Source organism: Oryzobacter terrae, from assembly GCF_042756445.1.
Taxonomy (GTDB): Bacteria; Actinomycetota; Actinomycetes; order Actinomycetales; family Dermatophilaceae; genus Oryzobacter; species Oryzobacter terrae.
Genome location: NZ_CP170578.1, coordinates 2602923 through 2620569 on the forward strand (window position 1 = coordinate 2602923; position 17647 = coordinate 2620569).

Annotated in this window: 18 protein-coding genes and 1 tRNA gene; 10 read left to right on the forward strand and 9 right to left on the reverse strand. The window is 73.3% G+C overall.

Going from position 1 to position 17647, the window contains the following annotated elements:
* The first annotated feature begins 178 nt into the window (after nucleotides 1-178).
* Both ACFWN3_RS12305 and ACFWN3_RS12310 read left to right on the forward strand, forming a co-directional pair.
* On the forward strand, nucleotides 179-562 hold the full coding sequence (locus tag ACFWN3_RS12305) for a sterol carrier family protein (RefSeq protein ID WP_377639987.1): 384 nt from the start codon (nucleotides 179-181) through the stop codon (nucleotides 560-562).
* On the forward strand, nucleotides 559-1452 hold the full coding sequence (locus tag ACFWN3_RS12310) for an LLM class flavin-dependent oxidoreductase (protein ID WP_377639989.1): 894 nt from the start codon (nucleotides 559-561) through the stop codon (nucleotides 1450-1452). The genes ACFWN3_RS12305 and ACFWN3_RS12310 overlap by 4 nt, the downstream gene beginning before the upstream one ends.
* Here ACFWN3_RS12310 and ACFWN3_RS12315 read toward each other — a convergent pair.
* From ACFWN3_RS12315 to ACFWN3_RS12330, 4 genes are all read right to left on the reverse strand, one after another.
* Nucleotides 1430-2206: an anti-sigma factor domain-containing protein gene (locus ACFWN3_RS12315; protein WP_377639991.1), complete on the reverse strand. Its 777-nt coding sequence runs from the start codon at nucleotides 2204-2206 to the stop codon at nucleotides 1430-1432. The genes ACFWN3_RS12310 and ACFWN3_RS12315 overlap by 23 nt on opposite strands.
* Nucleotides 2203-2820: an ECF RNA polymerase sigma factor SigK gene (gene sigK, locus ACFWN3_RS12320; RefSeq protein WP_377639993.1), complete on the reverse strand. Its 618-nt coding sequence runs from the start codon at nucleotides 2818-2820 to the stop codon at nucleotides 2203-2205. The genes ACFWN3_RS12315 and sigK overlap by 4 nt, the downstream gene beginning before the upstream one ends.
* A 32-nt stretch (nucleotides 2821-2852) precedes the next feature.
* Nucleotides 2853-3494, reverse strand: a complete 642-nt coding sequence (locus tag ACFWN3_RS12325) for a fasciclin domain-containing protein (protein WP_377639995.1) — start codon at nucleotides 3492-3494, stop codon at nucleotides 2853-2855.
* Between the two features lie 249 nt (nucleotides 3495-3743).
* Nucleotides 3744-5324, reverse strand: a complete 1581-nt coding sequence (locus ACFWN3_RS12330; protein ID WP_377639997.1) for a molybdopterin-dependent oxidoreductase — start codon at nucleotides 5322-5324, stop codon at nucleotides 3744-3746.
* Between the two features lie 98 nt (nucleotides 5325-5422).
* Between ACFWN3_RS12330 and ACFWN3_RS12335 the strand changes: the two genes are divergently transcribed.
* The 3 genes from ACFWN3_RS12335 (at nucleotide 5423) to ACFWN3_RS12345 (ending at nucleotide 8600) form a co-directional block, all read left to right on the forward strand.
* Entirely contained in the window at nucleotides 5423-5656 is a 234-nt protein-coding gene (locus ACFWN3_RS12335; protein ID WP_377639999.1) for a hypothetical protein, read from the forward strand.
* Nucleotides 5657-5761: 105 nt separating this feature from the next.
* Entirely contained in the window at nucleotides 5762-7381 is a 1620-nt protein-coding gene (gene purF, locus ACFWN3_RS12340; RefSeq protein WP_377640001.1) for an amidophosphoribosyltransferase, read from the forward strand.
* A 628-nt stretch (nucleotides 7382-8009) separates the two neighbouring features.
* The gene (locus ACFWN3_RS12345; protein WP_377640003.1) at nucleotides 8010-8600 is read left to right on the forward strand and encodes a DUF559 domain-containing protein; all 591 of its coding nucleotides are present in this window, start codon (nucleotides 8010-8012) and stop codon (nucleotides 8598-8600) included.
* A gap of 76 nt (nucleotides 8601-8676) precedes the next feature.
* Here ACFWN3_RS12345 and ACFWN3_RS12350 read toward each other — a convergent pair whose 3' ends face one another.
* From ACFWN3_RS12350 to upp, 4 genes are all read right to left on the reverse strand, one after another.
* Nucleotides 8677-10188, reverse strand: coding sequence for an amino acid permease (locus ACFWN3_RS12350; protein WP_377640005.1), 1512 nt, complete (start codon nucleotides 10186-10188; stop codon nucleotides 8677-8679).
* Nucleotides 10189-10304: 116 nt separating this feature from the next.
* A complete protein-coding gene (locus ACFWN3_RS12355) occupies nucleotides 10305-11234 on the reverse strand; it encodes a PH domain-containing protein (RefSeq protein WP_377640006.1) in 930 nt (309 codons plus the stop codon).
* A gap of 1 nt (nucleotide 11235) precedes the next feature.
* Entirely contained in the window at nucleotides 11236-11406 is a 171-nt protein-coding gene (locus ACFWN3_RS12360) for a hypothetical protein (protein WP_377640008.1), read from the reverse strand.
* A gap of 164 nt (nucleotides 11407-11570) precedes the next feature.
* On the reverse strand, nucleotides 11571-12212 hold the full coding sequence (gene upp, locus ACFWN3_RS12365) for a uracil phosphoribosyltransferase (RefSeq protein ID WP_377640010.1): 642 nt from the start codon (nucleotides 12210-12212) through the stop codon (nucleotides 11571-11573).
* Between the two features lie 52 nt (nucleotides 12213-12264).
* Between upp and ACFWN3_RS12370 the strand changes: the two genes are divergently transcribed.
* The 3 genes from ACFWN3_RS12370 to ACFWN3_RS12380 all read left to right on the forward strand — a co-directional run bounded on the left by ACFWN3_RS12370 (nucleotide 12265) and on the right by ACFWN3_RS12380 (nucleotide 13390).
* Complete coding sequence (locus ACFWN3_RS12370) at nucleotides 12265-12747, forward strand: nucleoside deaminase (RefSeq protein WP_377645595.1); 483 nt, start codon at nucleotides 12265-12267, stop codon at nucleotides 12745-12747.
* A gap of 179 nt (nucleotides 12748-12926) precedes the next feature.
* On the forward strand, nucleotides 12927-13181 hold the full coding sequence (locus tag ACFWN3_RS12375; RefSeq protein ID WP_377640011.1) for a GlsB/YeaQ/YmgE family stress response membrane protein: 255 nt from the start codon (nucleotides 12927-12929) through the stop codon (nucleotides 13179-13181).
* A gap of 119 nt (nucleotides 13182-13300) precedes the next feature.
* Nucleotides 13301-13390, forward strand: a tRNA-Ser gene (locus ACFWN3_RS12380).
* Nucleotides 13391-13662: 272 nt separating this feature from the next.
* Here the strand turns inward: ACFWN3_RS12380 and ACFWN3_RS12385 are convergent.
* On the reverse strand, nucleotides 13663-14859 hold the full coding sequence (locus ACFWN3_RS12385; protein ID WP_377640013.1) for an ROK family protein: 1197 nt from the start codon (nucleotides 14857-14859) through the stop codon (nucleotides 13663-13665).
* Nucleotides 14860-14971: 112 nt separating this feature from the next.
* Here ACFWN3_RS12385 and ACFWN3_RS12390 point away from each other — a divergent pair, with 112 nt between their 5' ends.
* Together ACFWN3_RS12390 and ACFWN3_RS12395 are read left to right on the forward strand one after the other, a co-directional pair.
* Nucleotides 14972-16486, forward strand: a complete 1515-nt coding sequence (locus tag ACFWN3_RS12390; RefSeq protein ID WP_377640015.1) for a sugar ABC transporter ATP-binding protein — start codon at nucleotides 14972-14974, stop codon at nucleotides 16484-16486.
* A complete protein-coding gene (locus tag ACFWN3_RS12395) occupies nucleotides 16483-17571 on the forward strand; it encodes an ABC transporter permease (RefSeq protein ID WP_377640017.1) in 1089 nt (362 codons plus the stop codon). The genes ACFWN3_RS12390 and ACFWN3_RS12395 overlap by 4 nt, the downstream gene beginning before the upstream one ends.
* Nucleotides 17572-17647 lie beyond the last annotated feature (76 nt).

Here is a 17647-nt window from a genome sequence, read left to right on the forward strand (position 1 = left end):
TGCAGCAGTGCGAAGGAGCCGGCGCAGGGTGCGGCGCCGTCGCGCAGTCGCACTGCTGACGTGTGGCGCAGCAGTGCGAAGGAGCCGGGGCAGGGTGCGGAGCCGTCGCGTCGTCGCGCTGCTGACGTGGGGTGCAGCAGTGAGAAGCCCTGACACCGGCCACTCCTAGGATGGAGCGATGCCTCCTCGTCGCCGCACCGACCCCGTCGTGGGGGCCTCGGCGCTGAGCGTGTGGCGCGCCGACCCCGAGGGCGTGGACCGCGCCACGCGGGGCACGGCCGTCCGCTACCTGCTCGAGGAGCTGGGGACGCGAGCCCCCGGGCGCAGCGTCGAGGTGCGCGTGCCGCCCTACGGCGCCGTTCAGTGCGTCGAGGGGCCCACCCACACCCGCGGCACCCCGCCGAACGTCGTCGAGACCGACGCCGAGACGTGGCTGCGCCTGGCGACCGGCGACCTGCGGTGGTCCGAGGCCCTCGCCGACGGGCGGCTGAGGGTCAGCGGCATCCGCGCGCGGCTCGAGGACCTCCTGCCCCTCGTCGACGCCACCGGGGTGACCCGATGACGGCCCCCTTCGCCCCCTCGGCCCTGCGGCACGGCATCGTCGTCGTCCCCGAGCACCGCTGGCGCGAGGCGGCCCCGCGCTGGGCCGCGGCCGAGGAGATGGGCTTCGACCACGCGTGGACCTACGACCACCTCGTGTGGGGCGGCCTGCCGAACGCGCCGGTGTTCGCCTTCGCCCCGACCCTGGCCCTCGCCTCGACCATCACCTCCACGATCGGGCTCGGGGTCTTCGTCGCCTCGCCGAACTTCCGCCACCCCTACGTCCTGGCCCGCGACGCCATCACGCTCGACGACGCGAGCGCCGGGCGCTTCCTCCTCGGGATCGGTGCCGGCGGCGACCTCGACAGCCGGATCCTCGGCGAGGACCGCCCGCTGCGGGAACGGGTCGACCGGTTCCACGAGTTCACCCACCTCCTCGACCGCCTCCTGCGCGAGGACCACGTCGACCACGCCGGCGCCTTCTACGCGACGGCCGACGCGCGCACCCTGCCCGAGCCGGTCCGCGACCGCGTGCCGCTCGTCGTCGCGGCCAACGGGCCGCGTTCGGTCGCCCTCGCCGCGGCCGTCGGCGACGCCTGGGCCACCTACGGGGGCAAGGGCGCCGACCTCGACGCGTGGTTCGCGCACGTCGCCGGCCTCGCGGCGCGCTTCGACGACGCATGTGCCGCCGCGGGGCGCAGCGGCCTCCCGCGCTATCTCCTGCTCGACTCCTCGCCGCGCTACGCGCTCGAGTCGGTCGAGCTCTACGCCGAGATGACCGGTCGTGCCGCCGAGCTCGGCTTCACCGACGTCGTCACGCACTGGCCGCGACCCGAGAGTCCCTACGCGGGGAGCGAAGGGGTTCTCGAGGCCGCGGCCGAGGCGGTGGTCAGGCGAGCGCCATCACCATGAGCGGCTCGGTGGTCGGCTGGGCCGACCCGCCGACCGGCTCCACGGTGAGCCCCACCGCGGTGGCGGTGTTGGCGTCGCCGTCGAGGACGGCCGTGGCGCGGCCCGAGGCGTCGGTGTCGAACAGGCCCGCCGGGTGCATCTTCTCGTCCACGCCGGCGTACCAGAGCTGGTAGGTCCGGTCGTCCGGCAGCGAGGGCAGGCCCGCCACGGTGATGGCCGAGCGGCCGAGCTGGCGGCTGTAGACCACCGTGGCGGTGGTGCCGCCCTTGGCGCTGGTCACGGTCGTGGCGTCCGCGGCGGCGACGACCTGGTCGTAGGGCGAGGCGGGCCCGTCGGACCACGGCGACCACGCCATGCCACCGACGGCGATGGCCACGGCGGCGGCCGCCGCGGTCAGCCACGTGGACGTCCGGCGCCGGAAGGGGACGACGACCGCTCCGTGTGTCCCGCCCTCACGCCGGGGACCACCGGAGGGCGTCGCGGCGTCGGCGGACCGCAGCGAACCACCGTCCTCCGGGGCCAGCGGGGGGAGCGGGCGCACCTTCGTGATCCCGGAGAGCACCGCGGCACGCAGCGACGGGGGCGGGGTGGCCTCACCGAGGGCGGTGAGGGAGTGCGCGGCGGCGGTGAGCTCGGCGACCTCGGCGCGGCAGTCGGGGCACACCGCGAGGTGCTCCTCGAAGCTCGCGCGCTCGTGCTCGTCGAGGGCGTCGACCGCGTACGCACCGGAGAGGTGGTGCAGATCGGGGCTCATGCCGGTACTCCCAACGTGTCCCGCAGACGGATGAGTCCGTCCCGGATCCTGGTCTTGGCGGTGCCGAGCGGCAGGTCGAGGAGGCGGGCGACCTCGGTGTGCGTGTAGCCACCGAGGTAGGCCAGCTCGACCGCGCTGCGCTGGGCGTCGGTGAGGGTGCTGAGGGCGCGTCGGACGCGTTGGGCCTCGAGGGAGGCCTGCGCGGCCTCGGCCGTGGTGTCGAAGTCGATGTCCTGGTGGCTGGCCGCATGCGCGTCGTCGCGCCGGCGGGAGGCCTCGCTGGACCTCACCCGGTCGACGGCGGCCCGGTGGGCGATCGTCATCAGCCACGAGATGGCGCTGCCCCGGTCGGCGTCGAAGCGGGCGCACTGGCGCCAGACGTCGAGGTAGACCTCCTGGGTGACCTCCTCCGACATCGCGTGGTCGCGGACCACCCGCAGGACCAGGCCGAACAGGCGGCGGGAGGTCGCGTCGTACAGCCGGGCGAACGCGTCCTCGTCACCGCGGGCCGACCGGCGCAACAGCTCCGCCAGATCGGTGCCGGTGGCGACGGCGGCCGCCCCCCCGGCACGGGGGGGACCCTGGTCCGGGGGGGCGGCTGTCATGTCAGTCATCATCGCTCATCGATCGGTCCGGTGAGGCCCGGTCACATCGCGGGGACGAGGACCTTGTCGATGATGTAGACGGTGGCGTTGGCGGTCTGGACGTTGCCGCAGACGACCTTGGCGTCGCCCGGGGTCACCGTGAACTCCTCGCCGGAGCCGGCGACGGTGATGGACTTGCCCGAGAGGGTCTTGTGCTCACCGGCGACCTGGTCGGGCGAGAGGCGACCCTCGACGACGTGGTTGGTCAGGACGGTGGTCAGCAGGCCCTTGGGGTCGGCCATGGCGGCGTCGAGCGTCTCCTTGGGGAGTGCGGCGAACGCGTCGTTGGTCGGCGCGAAGACGGTGATGTCCTTCGCGGTGTTGAGGGTCTCGCCGAGGCCGGCCTCGGTCACCGCGGTGACGAGGGTCGACAGGACGGGGTTGTTGCTCGCGGCGGTGGCGACCGGGTCGGCGGCCATGCCGTCGAACGAGCCCGCACCCGAGGTGGGGACGGCCGAGCAGGCGGCACCGAACGGCGCGGCCATGTCGGAGCTCATCGACTCCGACGGGCTCGCCGAGGGAGCGGCCGAGGTCATGGTGTCGGAGGAGGTGGACCCAGAGCCCGAGTCGGACGAACCGCACGCGGCGAGGGTCAGGGGGAGGGCGAGAGCCAGGGCGGCGACAGTCATACGGGTGGAACGCATGGGAACTGCTCCTTGACGAGAAGGGGTTGGTTTCTTCGTACGGGGGTTGTTCGGGGCCGTGGCGGGAGGTGGATTGGTCGGTTCGACACCTGTGTCCGACCGTTGTCGATCCGTGACCTCGTTGCGGCACACCCCAGTTCGCGTTCGAGCGTTCGAGCGTTGAGCGCTCGGGGACGGCGACGGCCCGGTGAGGACCGCTGTCTCCAGCTGGTCCTCACCGGGCCGCGGCCACCGTGGGGTGGCTCGGGGTCACTCGACGATGACGACGATCGAGTGCCAGCCGCGGGCGCCCTCGGGGAACGGCGTCGTGCGCTGCTCGGGCTGGGCCTCACCCGTGCTGTCGGTGGCCCGCACCGTGAGGTCGTGGCGCCCGGGCGCGGCTTCCCAGCGGAAGTACCACTGGCGCCAGTAGTCGATGCCGCCGTCGGGTCCGAGCTCGACCTCCTGCCAGGGGCCGCCGTCGATGCGCAGCTCGACCTTCTCGATGCCGCGCTGCTGGGCCCAGGCGACGCCGCCGACGACGACCTCGCCGCCCTTGACCCGGTTCAGGCCTCGGGGGGTGTCGATGCGCGACTGGGTGAGGATCGGGGCGTCGACGGCCCAGTCGCGCTCGGTCCAGTACGCCCGCTTGGCCTGGTACGTCGTCGCCTCGAGGCGGGTGAGCCACTTGGTGGCACCGACGAAGCCGTAGAGGCCGGGCGTCACGAGGCGGGCGGGGAAGCCGTGGACGGCGGGCAGCGGCTGCCCGTTCATCCCGACCGCGACGAGGGCCTCGCGGTCGTCCGTCAGCGCCTGGACGGGGGTCGAGATCGTCATGCCCTCGGTGGAGTGGCTGAGGATCTGGTCGACCCCGCCGCGGATGCCGGCGCGCTCGAGCAGGTCCTTGGTGCGCACGCCGAGCCAGCGGGCGCCGCCGACGTAGGGGCCGCCGACCTCGTTGGAGACGCAGGTGAGCGTGATGTCGCGCTCGACCATCGGCATCGCGAGCAGCTCCTCGTAGGTGATCTCGAAGGGCTGGTCGACGTCGCCGTCGATGGTGAGCTTCCAGCCGTCGGCGGAGACGCGCGGGATGACGAGGGCGGTGTCGATCCGGTAGAAGGCGTCGTTCGGGGTGCGGAAGGCCGAGATGCCGCGCACGGTCGCCTCGAGACCCTTCGGGAGGGCGCCGAGCGGTTCGGCGGCGGCGGGCAAGGCGACCGACGACGGCGACCCACCACGGCCGAGCACCTGGCCGAGGGCGCCACCGCTCGCGGCGAGCGCCCCGAGGCCGACCGCGCCCGCGAGGACGTGGCGGCGACCGGCGGCGCCGTCCGAGCGGACGGAGTGGTCGGCTCCGGCACCGGCCGTGGGGTCGGCGTCCGCGGCCCCCCAGCGGTCGAGGAGGCCGAGGAACCACGAGGCGCCCGCGACCCCGATGCCGACGGTGACCAGGCCCGGGATGACGTCGGCCGGTCCGCTCGTCGGCCGCAGGGCCGCCGCGACGGTCGCGGTGAAGGCGAGGGCCCCCAGCAGCGCGAGGCCGACGGAGCGGCGCGAGCGGGCGACGAGGCCGATGGCGCCGGCGACGAGGAGGGTGACGACCGCGACCGACCCGATGAGGATCGGCTTGTCGGCCGTGCCGAACTGGGCGACGGCCCACTCCTTGACCGGGGTCGGGGTGAGGTCGATGACCGTCGAGCCCACGGCGAGGACGGGGGAGGACTCGGGGGCGACGAAGCCCGCGACGAGGTGGCCGACCCCGGCCCCGGCCGCCGCGGCCAGGAGGGTGCCGGCGGCGTACCAGCGTCCTCGGGGGCGGCGCGGGCCTGCGGTCGTGGTCGTCGAGGTCATGCCGGGTGTTCGGAGCCCGGGGGGTCCACGGATGGCGTCACCCCTCGAGTGTGCGCCCTCGCGGCGGGGCTGCGCGGGTGCTCACGTACCGTGGTGGCGTGCCTGTTCGCCGCCGTCCGCGCTTCCTCCCGTTCATCCTCACGGGGGCCGTCATCGGGTTCGTCGTGGGGGCGTTCCTCGCCTCGCGCCCCGACGAGGTCGCCAACCGCACCGTCGGCACCTACCCGGCGTCCTCGGCCATCGGGTACCTCGGCTTCCTCTGTGCCGGGATCGCCGCACTCCTGGCGGCGGTCGTCGCGATCCTGATCGACCGGCGCAGCAGGCGCGACTGACCGCCCGGGTCCCGCCGGGACCGACGGGTCTCGCCCACCGGGACCGGCAGGACGCTCCCCTGCGTGCCGACGCGGGCAGGCGGGCGGTGTGGGAGAATCGGGCACGTGCCACGCGGTGACGGACGCCTGACCCACGACATCAACCCCGACGACAAGAGCCCGCAGGACGCCTGCGGGGTCTTCGGGGTCTGGGCTCCCGGTGAGGACGTCGCCAAGCTCACCTACTACGGGCTCTACGCGCTGCAGCACCGCGGCCAGGAGTCGGCGGGCATCGCGACCTCCGACGGCAAGCGGCTGCTCGTCTACAAGGACATGGGGCTGGTGAGCCAGGTCTTCGACGAGCGCTCCCTCGCCTCGCTGCGCGGCCACCTCGCCGTCGGGCACTGCCGCTACTCCACGACCGGCGGCTCGACGTGGGAGAACGCCCAGCCCACGCTCGGCGGCCACTCGGGCGGCACGGTGGCCCTCGCCCACAACGGCAACCTCACCAACTCCGCCGAGCTGCGCGACATCGTCGAGGGGCGCCGGGGCCACGACCCGCACCGCGGAGAGCTCGCTCGCGGCAACACCACCGACACCGCCCTCGTGACGGCGATGCTCGCCGACGACCCCGACCGCACCCTCGAGGCCGCCGCCCTCGACACGCTGCCCCTCCTGCGGGGCGCCTTCTGCTTCGTCTTCATGGACGAGTCGACGCTCTACGCCGCCCGCGACCCGCAGGGGATCCGGCCGCTCGTCATCGGCCGGCTCGAGCGCGGCTGGGTCGTCGCCTCCGAGACCGCGGCCCTCGACATCGTCGGCGCGTCGTACGTGCGCGAGGTCGAGCCCGGCGAGCTCATCGTCATCGACGAGGACGGGCTGCGCTCGGCGCGCTTCGCCGAGGCCTCCCCGAAGGGCTGCGTCTTCGAGTACGTCTACCTCGCCCGCCCGGACACGACGATCAGCGGCCGCGTCGTCCACGAGGCCCGCGTCGAGATGGGCCGGGCCCTGGCGCGCGAGCACCCGGTCGACGCCGACCTCGTGATGCCGACGCCCGAGTCCGGCACGCCGGCCGCCATCGGCTACGCGCAGGAGTCGGGGATCCCCTACGGCCAGGGGCTGGTGAAGAACTCCTACGTGGGGCGGACCTTCATCGCGCCGTCGCAGACGATCCGCCAGCTCGGCATCCGGCTCAAGCTCAACCCGCTGCGTGACGTCATCAAGGGCAAGCGGCTCGTCGTCGTCGACGACTCCATCGTCCGCGGCAACACCCAGCGGGCGCTCGTGCGGATGCTGCGCGAGGCCGGGGCGGCGGAGGTCCACGTGCGGATCTCGTCGCCGCCGGTGCGCTGGCCGTGCTTCTACGGCATCGACTTCGCGACCCGGGCCGAGCTCATCGCGACCGGCCTCGGGGTCGAGGAGGTGCGCAACTCCATCGGCGCCGACTCCCTCGGCTACATCTCCGAGGAGGGGATGATCGCCGCCACCGACCAGCCCCGCGACAAGCTGTGCACGGCGTGCTTCACCGGCCAGTACCCGGTGCCGCTGCCGGAGGACGGCCGGTACGGCAAGGGCGTCCTCGAGCTCGAGCTGCCGCTCCAGGCGGCCACCGGTGAGCGGGCCGTCGGGCAGCGCCACCCCCTCGGTCGCCCTGCCATCGACGGCGCCGACGAGCTGCCCCTCGACGTCGAGGGCGTCTCCACCTCCGCCGGTGGCGGCGCCGCAGAGGCCCTCCTCCGCCCCTAGCCCACCCCTCCAGCGGCGCGCCCTCACCCGCTCTGGCGCGCCGTCGCCCGCAGCCCTCCCGCGGTTCGAGGTATTCGGCCGGTGCGCCACCCGGCCCGAACACCTCCACCCCCCGCACGCTCTGGGGCCTCCGGGCTGGGTCGAGGTATCCCGCTGGCGGGCGACCCGCCCCGAACACCTCCACCGAGGCTGCTGCTGCGGCGCACGGTCCTCGACCCCCGCGGCTCGTCCACAGGGCCGTGTCGGGGCGAGCGTCGTCCACAGCGTCCGGGACGACCTCGCTCCAGCGCCGCCGCACGGCAAAGAGTGCTCGCATGACCCGAGCAACCGTGCTCCGCCGCCGACGAGCGGCGCAGCTCGCGCAGCCCTTCGGTGGTGTGCTCTCCCGCCGCCTCCTGCGTGAGGTCGGGGTCGACGACGAGATGGTGCGCCGGGAGGTGGCCGCCGACCGGTGGCGGACGTTCGGCTCGCAGACCGTCGCACTGCACCTCGGGGGGCTGCCCGACCTGGCGAACCGATGGCGCGCCGTCTGGGAGGTCGGGGTCCGCATCGCCGTCGTCGACGGGGTGACCGCCCTCCAGCACGCCGGCCTCCCGCGGTCTACGTCTCGGTGGTCCACACGGCGAACGTGCGCCGGCGGCCCGGCATCACCGTGCACCAGCTGGGGCGCCGAGCCGAGGGGGAGCTCGCCGGTGTCGGGTTGCCCCGCACCCGTCCCGCGATCGCCGCGGTGCGGGCCGCGCACTGGGCGGCGAGCGACCGGCAGGCTGCCCTGGTGATGGCGATGACCGTCCAGCAACGGCTGTGCTCGGGGGTGCGGCTCCTCGACGCGGTCGACGCCGTGCGCGGCCGGACCCGGCGTGCCTTCATCCGCAGGGTGGCGCGTGACGTCGCCCTCGGCGCGCACTCCCTCGGCGAGCTCGACCTGGTCAGCGCCTGTCGACGGCGCGGCCTCCCCGAACCCGATCGCCAGGTGGTGCGACAGCTGCCCTCGGGCCGCTGCTACCTCGACGTCCGGTGGGCGCGAGCGCGACTCGTCGTCGAGGTCGACGGTGTCCAGCACTCCCACGGCCTGGCTCCGGCTGACGACGCACTGCGCCAGAACGCCGTGGTGCTGGGCGACGACCTCGTGCTGCGCGTCCCCGTCATCGGATGGCGCCTGACTCCACAGGCCTACCTCGACCAGGTCGTCACGGCCTACACGCAGCGCGCGGCCTGAGCCGCGGGCTCGTTCGAGGTGTTCGGCCGGGGGAGGCGCCGGCCGACCACCTCGAACCGGGAGGCCGCGGGAAGGGTCAGGTGGAAGGAGGTGCAGCCGGGGTGTCGGTGCCGACGGGGACGTACTCGCCCCGTTCCTGGGCGGCCAGGCGCGAGTTCCTGACCCCGTAGAGGAAGTAGATGAGGAAGCCGACCGCCATCCACACGAGGAAGCGGATCCAGGTCTCGACCGACAGGTTGAGCATGAGGTAGACGCTGATGAGCGCGGCGAGCACCGGCAGCACGGGCGAGAACGGCACCGTGAACGAGCGCTTGAGGTCGGGACGCTTGCGACGCAGCACCGGCACGGCGATCGACACGAGGGCGAACGCCGACAGCGTCCCGATGTTGACCATCTCCTCGAGCTTGCCGATGGGCGTCAGGCTCGCGACGAGGGCGATGACCGAGCCGATGATGAGCGTCAGCCGCACGGGCGTGCCCGTCCGGGGACTGGTCCGGGCGAGCGCCCGCGGCAACAGCCAGTCGCGCGACATCGCGAAGGTGACGCGGGTGGCGCCGATGATGAGCGTCATGACGACGGTCATGAGGCCGGCCACGGCGCCCGCGGCGATGAGCGTCGCGTACCCCGGCTTGCCCACCGCCTCGAAGGCCGAGGCCAGGGCGGCATCGGGGTCGATCCTGTCGTACTTGACCATCCCGGTGATGACGAGCGTCGTCGCCACGTAGAGCACGGTGCAGATGACGAGGGAGGCGATGATGCCGATCGGCAGGTCGCGCTGCGGGTTGCGGGCCTCCTCGGCGGTCGTCGCGACGACGTCGAAGCCGATGTAGGCGAAGAACACGATCGCCGCGCCCGAGACGATGCCGAGGACGCCGTACGTCGAGGGCTCGAGGCCGAAGACCACCTGGATCAGCGGCGCGGTCAGGCCCGAGGCCGCCTCGCCCGAGGTCGCCGACGGCGGGATGAAGGGCGAGTAGTTGGCGCTGTCGATGAAGGCGATACCCGCGAAGATGACGAACAGGACGATGAACAGCTTCACCGCGACGAGCACGAGGTTGACCCGCAGCGACTCCTTGATCCCGATGGAGATGAGGGCCGTGAGGACGACGACGAGGACGAACGCCGGCAGGTCGAACGCCGACCCGGGCGCGACCGACTCGGGGATCGTGACGCCGACCTTGTCGAGGAAGAGCACCGCGTACTGCGACCAGCCCTGGGCGACGACGCTCGCCCCGAGCATCAGCTCGAGGAGGAGGTCCCAGCCGATGATCCAGGCGACGAGCTCGCCGAGGGAGGCGTACGAGAACGTGTACGCGGACCCCGACACCGGCACGGTGGAGGCGAACTCGGCGTAGCAGAGCGCGGCGAGCCCGCAGCACACGGCGGCGAGGACGAACGACAGCGCGATGGAGGGGCCGGCGTAGTCCGCGGCCGCGCGGCCGGTCAGGGTGAAGATCCCGGCACCGATGATGACCCCGATGCCGAAGACGGTGAGGTCGAGGGCGCTCAGCTTCTTCTTGAGCTGGAAGCCCTCCTCGTCGGTCTCCGCGATCGACTGCTCGATCGACTTCGTGCGCATGACGTCCATCGCGGCCGGCTTCCTGTCGTCGGGGTCCGGGACCCGTCGACGCTACCGAACGCGAGGCGCCCCGGCACGTCCACGGCGCACGGGAGTGCCGCCGCCGGCGGTCCGGCCGGGGACGGTCAGCGCGACCAGTGCGGCGGCGGGTAGAGCGGGACCTCGTCGGCGCCCTCGGCGCCCTCGACGTCGCCGGCGCCGTGGGTGTCGTCGCGGCGGACGCGGACGACGGGGATCTCGCCGGTGTCGCCGAGGTGGTTCGGGCCGCGCAGGTTCGAGGAGCGGTACCAGGACTCCGGCCGGTGCGCCGGCGTCACGACGGGCTCGCGGGTCGGGTCGTCGTACCCCCGGTCGCGGTCACCGCCTCCCGGACGCCGCGGGCCGGAACCCCCGGGTCCACCGGAACCTCCGCCGCCGGGGCGGTCCGGCCCACCGGCGCCGCCACCCCGGGGGCCCCCGGGGCCGCCCGCGCCGCCGGGCCCGCCGCCGCTGGTGCCGTCGTCGTCCTCGGGAGGGGCGAACCCGCGCGTGTGGACGCGGACCTGGGACTCGGCACCGAACAGCTGGGTGCAGATGGCGCGGTAGTGCCGGTCGGCGTCGGGGACGTGGTCGATGACCGACAGGGCCTGCTTCTGCCCGGCCGACTCGAGGACGAACATCCCGTACCCGACGATCCGGCCGAGGACGCTGCGGTCGAAAGTCATGTCGGTGACGCGCATCAGCGGCATCATCGCGACCTTGCGCCGGATGAACCCGTAGAAGAGGAGGAAGCGCTTGTCGGTGGCGACGAACCAGTCGTGCCGCCAGTTGAGGAAGCGCCACACCAGCCACAGGACCGCGACCCACCAGATGGCCAGGCTCAGGTTGTGGAGGACCTCGCCGCCGGGGGTGCGGGGGACCTTGACGTCGACCCAGAAGGCGAGGACGGTCGCGGCGACGGCCATCGCGATCTCGCGGGCGAGGTGGAACCAGTGGCGGCGGACCGCGACGATGACCGTCTCCCCGCTGACGAGGTAGCGCTCGAGCTCGCGGTCGAGCCGCGGTCGGCGCGCCACGTCACCCTCTGCTGATGAGGTTGTCGAAGAAGCTCGCGATGTTGGCGACGCCGTTCTTCACCACGTCCCACGCCGACCCGAAGATGTCGGCGGCCTCGGTCGGCGAGGTGAGGATCGCGTAGAGCAGGAAGATGACGACGAGCCACAGGACGATCTTCTTGATCGGCGGCATGGGACGTCCTCCTGCATCGGGCGCGCCGTGCGCACGCCTCAGCCATGGATGCTTCCAGATGTGGCGGGTGTGACGTGTGAGGCGCGGGGCCGTGGCGTGTCGTCGAACCCTGGGCGGCCGGGCTCGCGCCGGGCCGGGTCGGGCTCGGCTCGGGCCGCGCCGGCCTACTGGGCCAGCCCGTAGAGGCGGTCGCCCGCGTCCCCGAGGCCGGGCACGATGTAGCCGACCTCGTTGAGCCTGTCGTCGATCGCCCCGGTGACGAGGGTGACGGGGGGCTCGACGTCCTCGAGCGCCTCCTGCAGGTGCGCGATCCCCTCGGGCGCGCTGAGCAGGGTGACGGCGGTGATGTCGTCGGCGCCGCGGTCGAGGAGGAAGCGGATGGCGTCGGCCATCGATCCCCCGGTCGCGAGCATGGGGTCGAGGACGTAGACCTGCCGGCCGGAGAGGTCGTCGGGCAGGCGGTTGGCGTAGGTGATCGCCTCGAGGGTCTCCTCGTCGCGCTGCATCCCGAGGAAGCCGACCTCGGCGCTCGGCAGCAGCCGGACCATGCCCTCGAGCATGCCCAGGCCCGCGCGCAGGATCGGCACGATGAGCGGCTTGGGGTTGCTCAGCTTGATGCCGGTCGTGGGCGCCACCGGCGTCTCGATCTCGAACGGCTCGACCCGCACGTCGCGCGTGGCCTCGTAGGCGAGCAACGTCATCAGCTCCTCGGCGAGCCGGCGGAAGGTGGGGGAGTCGGTCCGCTTGTCCCGGAGGTAGGTCAGCTTGTGGGCGATGAGGCGGTGGTCCGGGTTGATGACGCGCATGGGTGAAACTTAGCGGGTGCCCCTTCCGCCCGACCCCACGGACGCCGCCCTCATGCGACGGGCGCTGACGCTCGCCGAGCGGGCCGCCCGGGCGGGCGACGTGCCGGTCGGCGCCCTCGTCGTCTCGGGCTCCGGCGAGGTGCTCGGCGAGGGCTGGAACCTGCGCGAGGCGGAGGGCGACCCGACCGCCCACGCCGAGGTCGTCGCCATCCGGGCGGCCGCCGCCCGGCTCGGGAGCTGGCGGCTCGAGGGCTGCTCCCTCGTCGTGACGATGGAGCCGTGCCCGATGTGCGCCGGGGCCGTCGTCCTGTCGAGGGTGGCGCGCGTCGTCCTCGGCGCCTGGGACCCCAAGCTCGGGGCGTGCGGCTCGGTCTGGGACGTCGTGCGCGACCGCCGGGCGACGCACCGCGCTGAGGTCGTCGGCGGCGTCCTCGAGGAGGAGTGCGGCGAGGTCGTCCGCCGGTTCTTCGACGGGCACCGCGGGCCCTCGGTGCACGACGGCGCGAGCGGCGGGACGCCCGGGGCACGTTCCTGAGAGCCGGAGCACCCCGTCCGCAGGTTTTCCGCGGATCCGCAGGTGTGGGGAGCGGGGCACCGGGTACAGCAGATCTGGTCCGCACGCGGGACGAACCTTCGACAAAGGTTCGTGTAGCGTCACTGACCTGCGGATTCCCAGATCGGGGACCGCGCACCCCACGAAAGGGTCACCAGAACATGGGCATCATCGCCTGGATCATCATCGGCGGTATCGCCGGCTGGGTCGCGAGCAAGATCATGAACACCGACGCGCAGCAGGGGATCATCCTCAACATCGTCGTCGGCATCGTCGGGGCCCTCCTCGGCGGCTTCCTGCTCGGCCTGTTCGGCATGGACATGGAGGGTGCGGGTCTCATCGCGAGCTTCCTCACCGCCCTCCTCGGCGCCGTGGTCCTCCTCTTCGTCGTCAAGGCCGTCACCAAGCGCGCCTGACCCCCGCGCGGCCGGTCTCCGGCCGCCGCCACGACGCCGCCCCCGGCTTCCCGAGGGCGGCGTCGTCGCGTCCCCGGCCGATTTCTGGGCGGGCGCCCGGCTCGGGTAGCCTCTCCGGCGGTGGCGTGTCCGAGCGGCCTAAGGAGCACGCCTCGAAAGCGTGTGAGGGTTTACGCCCTCCGTGGGTTCAAATCCCACCGCCACCGCCAACGTGAAACCCCCGGGAGCGTGCGACCGGGGGTTTCACGTTGGCGGGTGGCAGGGGGATGCCGGGAGCCGGAACCGCGCCGGCGAGGAACGAGCGGGCACGGAGACGGCGGCTCCCACCGCCACCGCCCGCGCTCGAGGTGGACGGTCCTCCAGTCGGCCCGACGCCACCCGGAACTGCCGCACCCGGGGGGTGGAGGTGTTCGAGCGGCATGGCGCACGGGCCGAACACCTCGAACGGGCGATCCCCGCGTCGCCGGCGGCTGCGGCAGCGTCAGCCGGCGGCGGCGGAGGAGATCTGCGCCTCGACCTGCTCGGCCGAGAGCACGTGCTGGATCACCATCGTCGCGGCCCCGATGACGCCCGCGTGCCCGGCGGTGCGCGAGGCCACGATCTGCAGCTCCCCGGTCGCCAGCGGCAGCGACCGCCCGTAGACGACCTCGCGGATGCCGGCGAGCAGGCTCTCGGCCGCCTGGGCCAGCAGGCCACCGACCGCGATGACCGACGGGTTGAGCAGCGAGACGCACGTGGCGAGGACGTGCCCGATCTCGCGGCCCGCCTCGCGCACGGCCGTCGCCGCGGCGAGGTCGCCGGACTTCGCGAGCCGGACCAGGCCACGGGTGTCACCGGCGTCGATGCCGTGCTCGAGGAGGGCCCGCACGACCGCCGGGCCGCTCGCGACGGCCTCGAGGCAGCCGACGTTCCCGCACGTGCACGGGATGCCGTCACCGTGCAGGGCGGCGACGTGGCCGAGGTCGCCCGCGGCGCCCTGGGCGCCGCGGTGCAGGCGCCCGCCGCTGATGATGCCGGCCCCGATGCCGGTGGCGACCTTGACGAAGATCATCTGCTCGACGTGCGGGTACATCGTCGCGTGCTCGCCGAGGGCCATGAGGTTGACGTCGTTGTCGACGAGGACCGGTCCGCCGAGCGAGGTCGACAGGTGGGCCGGCACGTCGTAGTTGTCCCACCCGGGCATGATCGGCGGCAACACCGGTCTGCCGGTGGAGTGCTCGACCGGACCGGGGAGCCCGATGCCGACGCCGGCGAGCTCGTCGCGGCGGCGCCCGGCACCCGACAGCAGGGCCCGGCCGGTGCGCGCGACCCGGTCGAGGACGACCTCGGGACCGGCGGAGATGTCGATCTCGAAGGCCTTCTCGGCGACGACCCGGCCCCGGAGGTCGGTGAGGGCGACGAGCGCGTGGGTGGCCCCGAGGTCGGCGCCGATGACGACGCCCGCGTCGGGGTTGAACGCCAGCTGCGCCGGGGGGCGGCCACCCGTGGACGCCGCCTCGCCGGACGGGGTGAGCAGGCCGGCCGCGAGCAGCGCGTCGACCCGGGCCCCCACGGTCGAGCGGGCGAGTCCGGTGAGCTTGATGAGCTCGGCCCGGGTCCGCGGCGTCCCGTCGAGCATGAGCTGGAGCAGCTCACCAGCGCCGGACGTCGCGCCCGGTGAGAAGGAGCCGACGGTCACGCGGGGTAGTCAAGCACAGCGGACTTCTATTTGTCTCGAACGCACAACGACCGACCATCGCTCCAAACTTTTGCTTGACGTTCCGACAAAAGTGCGGCTAGCGTCCGGTCGCATGCAAGGCAACGACGCCTCGACCCTCCTGGGCATGGCCGACATCGTGAAGCGGTTCCCGGGCGTGGTCGCCCTCGGAGGCGTCGACCTCGACGTCCGCCCCGGTGAGGTGCACTGCCTCCTCGGCCAGAACGGCGCCGGCAAGTCGACGCTCATCAAGGTCCTCGCCGGGGTCCACCAGCCCGACGAGGGCACCATCACGTGGGAGGGCGCGGAGGTCTCGTTCGCCCACCCGCAGGCGGCGATGGACCTCGGCATCGCGACGATCTACCAGGAGCTCGACCTCGTCGAGGGCCTGACCGTCGCCGAGAACATCTACCTCGGCCACGAGCGCTCGCGCTTCGGCTTCTCCCAGCGCCGCGCCACCGCGAGGTCGGCCGCGGCCCTCCTCAAGCGCCTCGGCCACACCGAGATCTCCCCGTCCACGGAGGTCGGCGACCTCTCCGCCGCCGGCCAGCAGATCGTCTCGATGGCGCGGGCCCTGTCCCACGACGCGAAGCTCATCATCATGGACGAGCCGTCGGCCGTCCTCGACGCCGGCGAGGTCGAGCGGCTCTTCCACGTCATCCGCGACCTCACCGCCGAGGGCGTCGCGGTCGTCTACATCTCCCACCGCCTCGAGGAGATCCGGACCATCGGCGACCGGGTCACCGTCCTCAAGGACGGCAGGACGGTGGCGACCGGCCTCCCGGCGAAGGAGACCCCGACCTCCGAGGTCATCCGCCTCATGACCGGCCGCGCGATCGAGTACGTCTTCCCGCCGCGCCGGAAGGGCCCCACCGGCGAGCCGCTGCTGCGCGTCGAGAACATCACCCGCCGCGGGGAGTTCACCGACGTCAGCTTCGAGGTCCGCCCCGGCGAGGTCGTCGGGCTCGCCGGGCTCGTCGGCGCCGGTCGCTCCGAGATCATCGAGACCGTCTTCGGCGCCCGCCGCAGCGACAGCGGCGCGGTCCACGTGGGCGGCGCCCGGCTGCGCCCGGGATCGGTGCAGGCCGCCGTCGGCGCCGGCATCGGGCTGTGCCCCGAGGAGCGCAAGAGCCAGGCGCTCTTCCTCGGCGACAGCATCGCGACGAACATCTCGATGGCGAGCCTGTCCCGGTTCTCCCGCGGCGGCATGCTCGACCACGAGGGCGAGCGCCGCGCCGCCCTCGAGCAGACGCAGAGCCTCGACGTCCGCCCGCCCGGTGTCGACCGCGAGATGCGCACCCTCTCGGGCGGCAACCAGCAGAAGATCGTGCTCGCCCGGTGGCTGCTGCGGGGGTGCCGCGTGCTGCTCCTCGACGAGCCGACCCGCGGCGTCGACGTCGGCGCGCGCTCCGAGATCTACGCCCTCGTCCGCCGCCTCGCCGACGACGGGGTCGCCGTCGTCGTCGTCTCCAGCGAGATCGAGGAGGTCCTCGGCCTCTCCGACCGCGTCCTCGTCGTCGGCGAGGGCACGGTGCTCCACGAGGCCCCGGCAGACCAGCTCGACGAGCACCAGGTGCTCGACATCATCATGAGAGGAGACGCGGCATGAGCCTCGACTCGACCACGAAGGCCCCCGAGCCGGAGGGCCGCGAAGCGTCCACCTCGGTCACGACCGCCACCGGCCACCACCAGAACACCGCGCCGGCCGACCCCCCGAAGGGCTCGGGCCACGGCGGCCTCCTCGCCGGCTCGGCCGGGCGCAACCTCGGCCTCGTCATCGCGCTGCTCATCCTGTGCGTCGCCGGTGCCTGGACCGCGGGCGACCGCTTCGCCAGCGTCGACAACGCGATGACGATCCTGCGCTTCGCGTCGGTCATCGGCGTCGTCAGCGTCGGCATGACCTTCGTCATCGGCGGCGGAGGCATCGACCTGTCGGTCGGGGCGATCGTCGCGCTCTCCAGCGTGTGGGCCACGACGCTCGCGACGCAGACGATGGCGGCCGACACCCACTGGATCCTCATGGTGTTCACCGCGCTCGCGGTCGGCGCGGGCTGCGGGATCGTCAACGGGCTGCTCGTCGCCTACGGCCGGGTCGCCCCCTTCATCGCCACCCTGGCGATGCTCGCCGGCGCCCGGGGCCTCGCCGAGATCATCGCCCAGCGCCGCACCCAGATCGTGCGGGACCGCGGCTTCATCGAGTTCTTCGGCGGCAGCGTCATCGGCGTGCCGGTCCTCGTCATCATCTTCGCGCTCGTCGCCCTGGGCGGCTGGGTCCTGCTCAACCGCACCACGTTCGGGCGCCGCACCCTCGCGGTCGGCGGCAACCCGGAGGCCGCGCGGCTGGCGGGCATCAAGGTCCAGCGCCAGACGGCGTACCTCTACGTCCTCCTCGGTGTGGCCTGCGGTCTCGCCGCGGTGATGCTCATGGCCCGCACCACCACCGGGACCTCCACCCACGGCCAGCTCCTCGAGCTCGAGGCGATCGCGGCGGTCGTCATCGGCGGGACGCTGCTCAGCGGGGGCCGGGCCACCATCGTCGGCACCGTCTTCGGCGTCCTCATCTTCGCGACCCTGACCAACGTCTTCACGCTCAACAACCTCGACACCTCGACGCAGGCCGTCGCCAAGGGCGTCATCATCGTCGCCGCCGTGCTGCTCCAGCAGCGGGTGGCCGCGCGACGCCGCTCCCCCTGAGACCTCCCGGCCGGCGGCGCCCGGCCGGGACGAACCACGCCACACCCCGCACCACCGCCTCACGCAGCACCGCCAC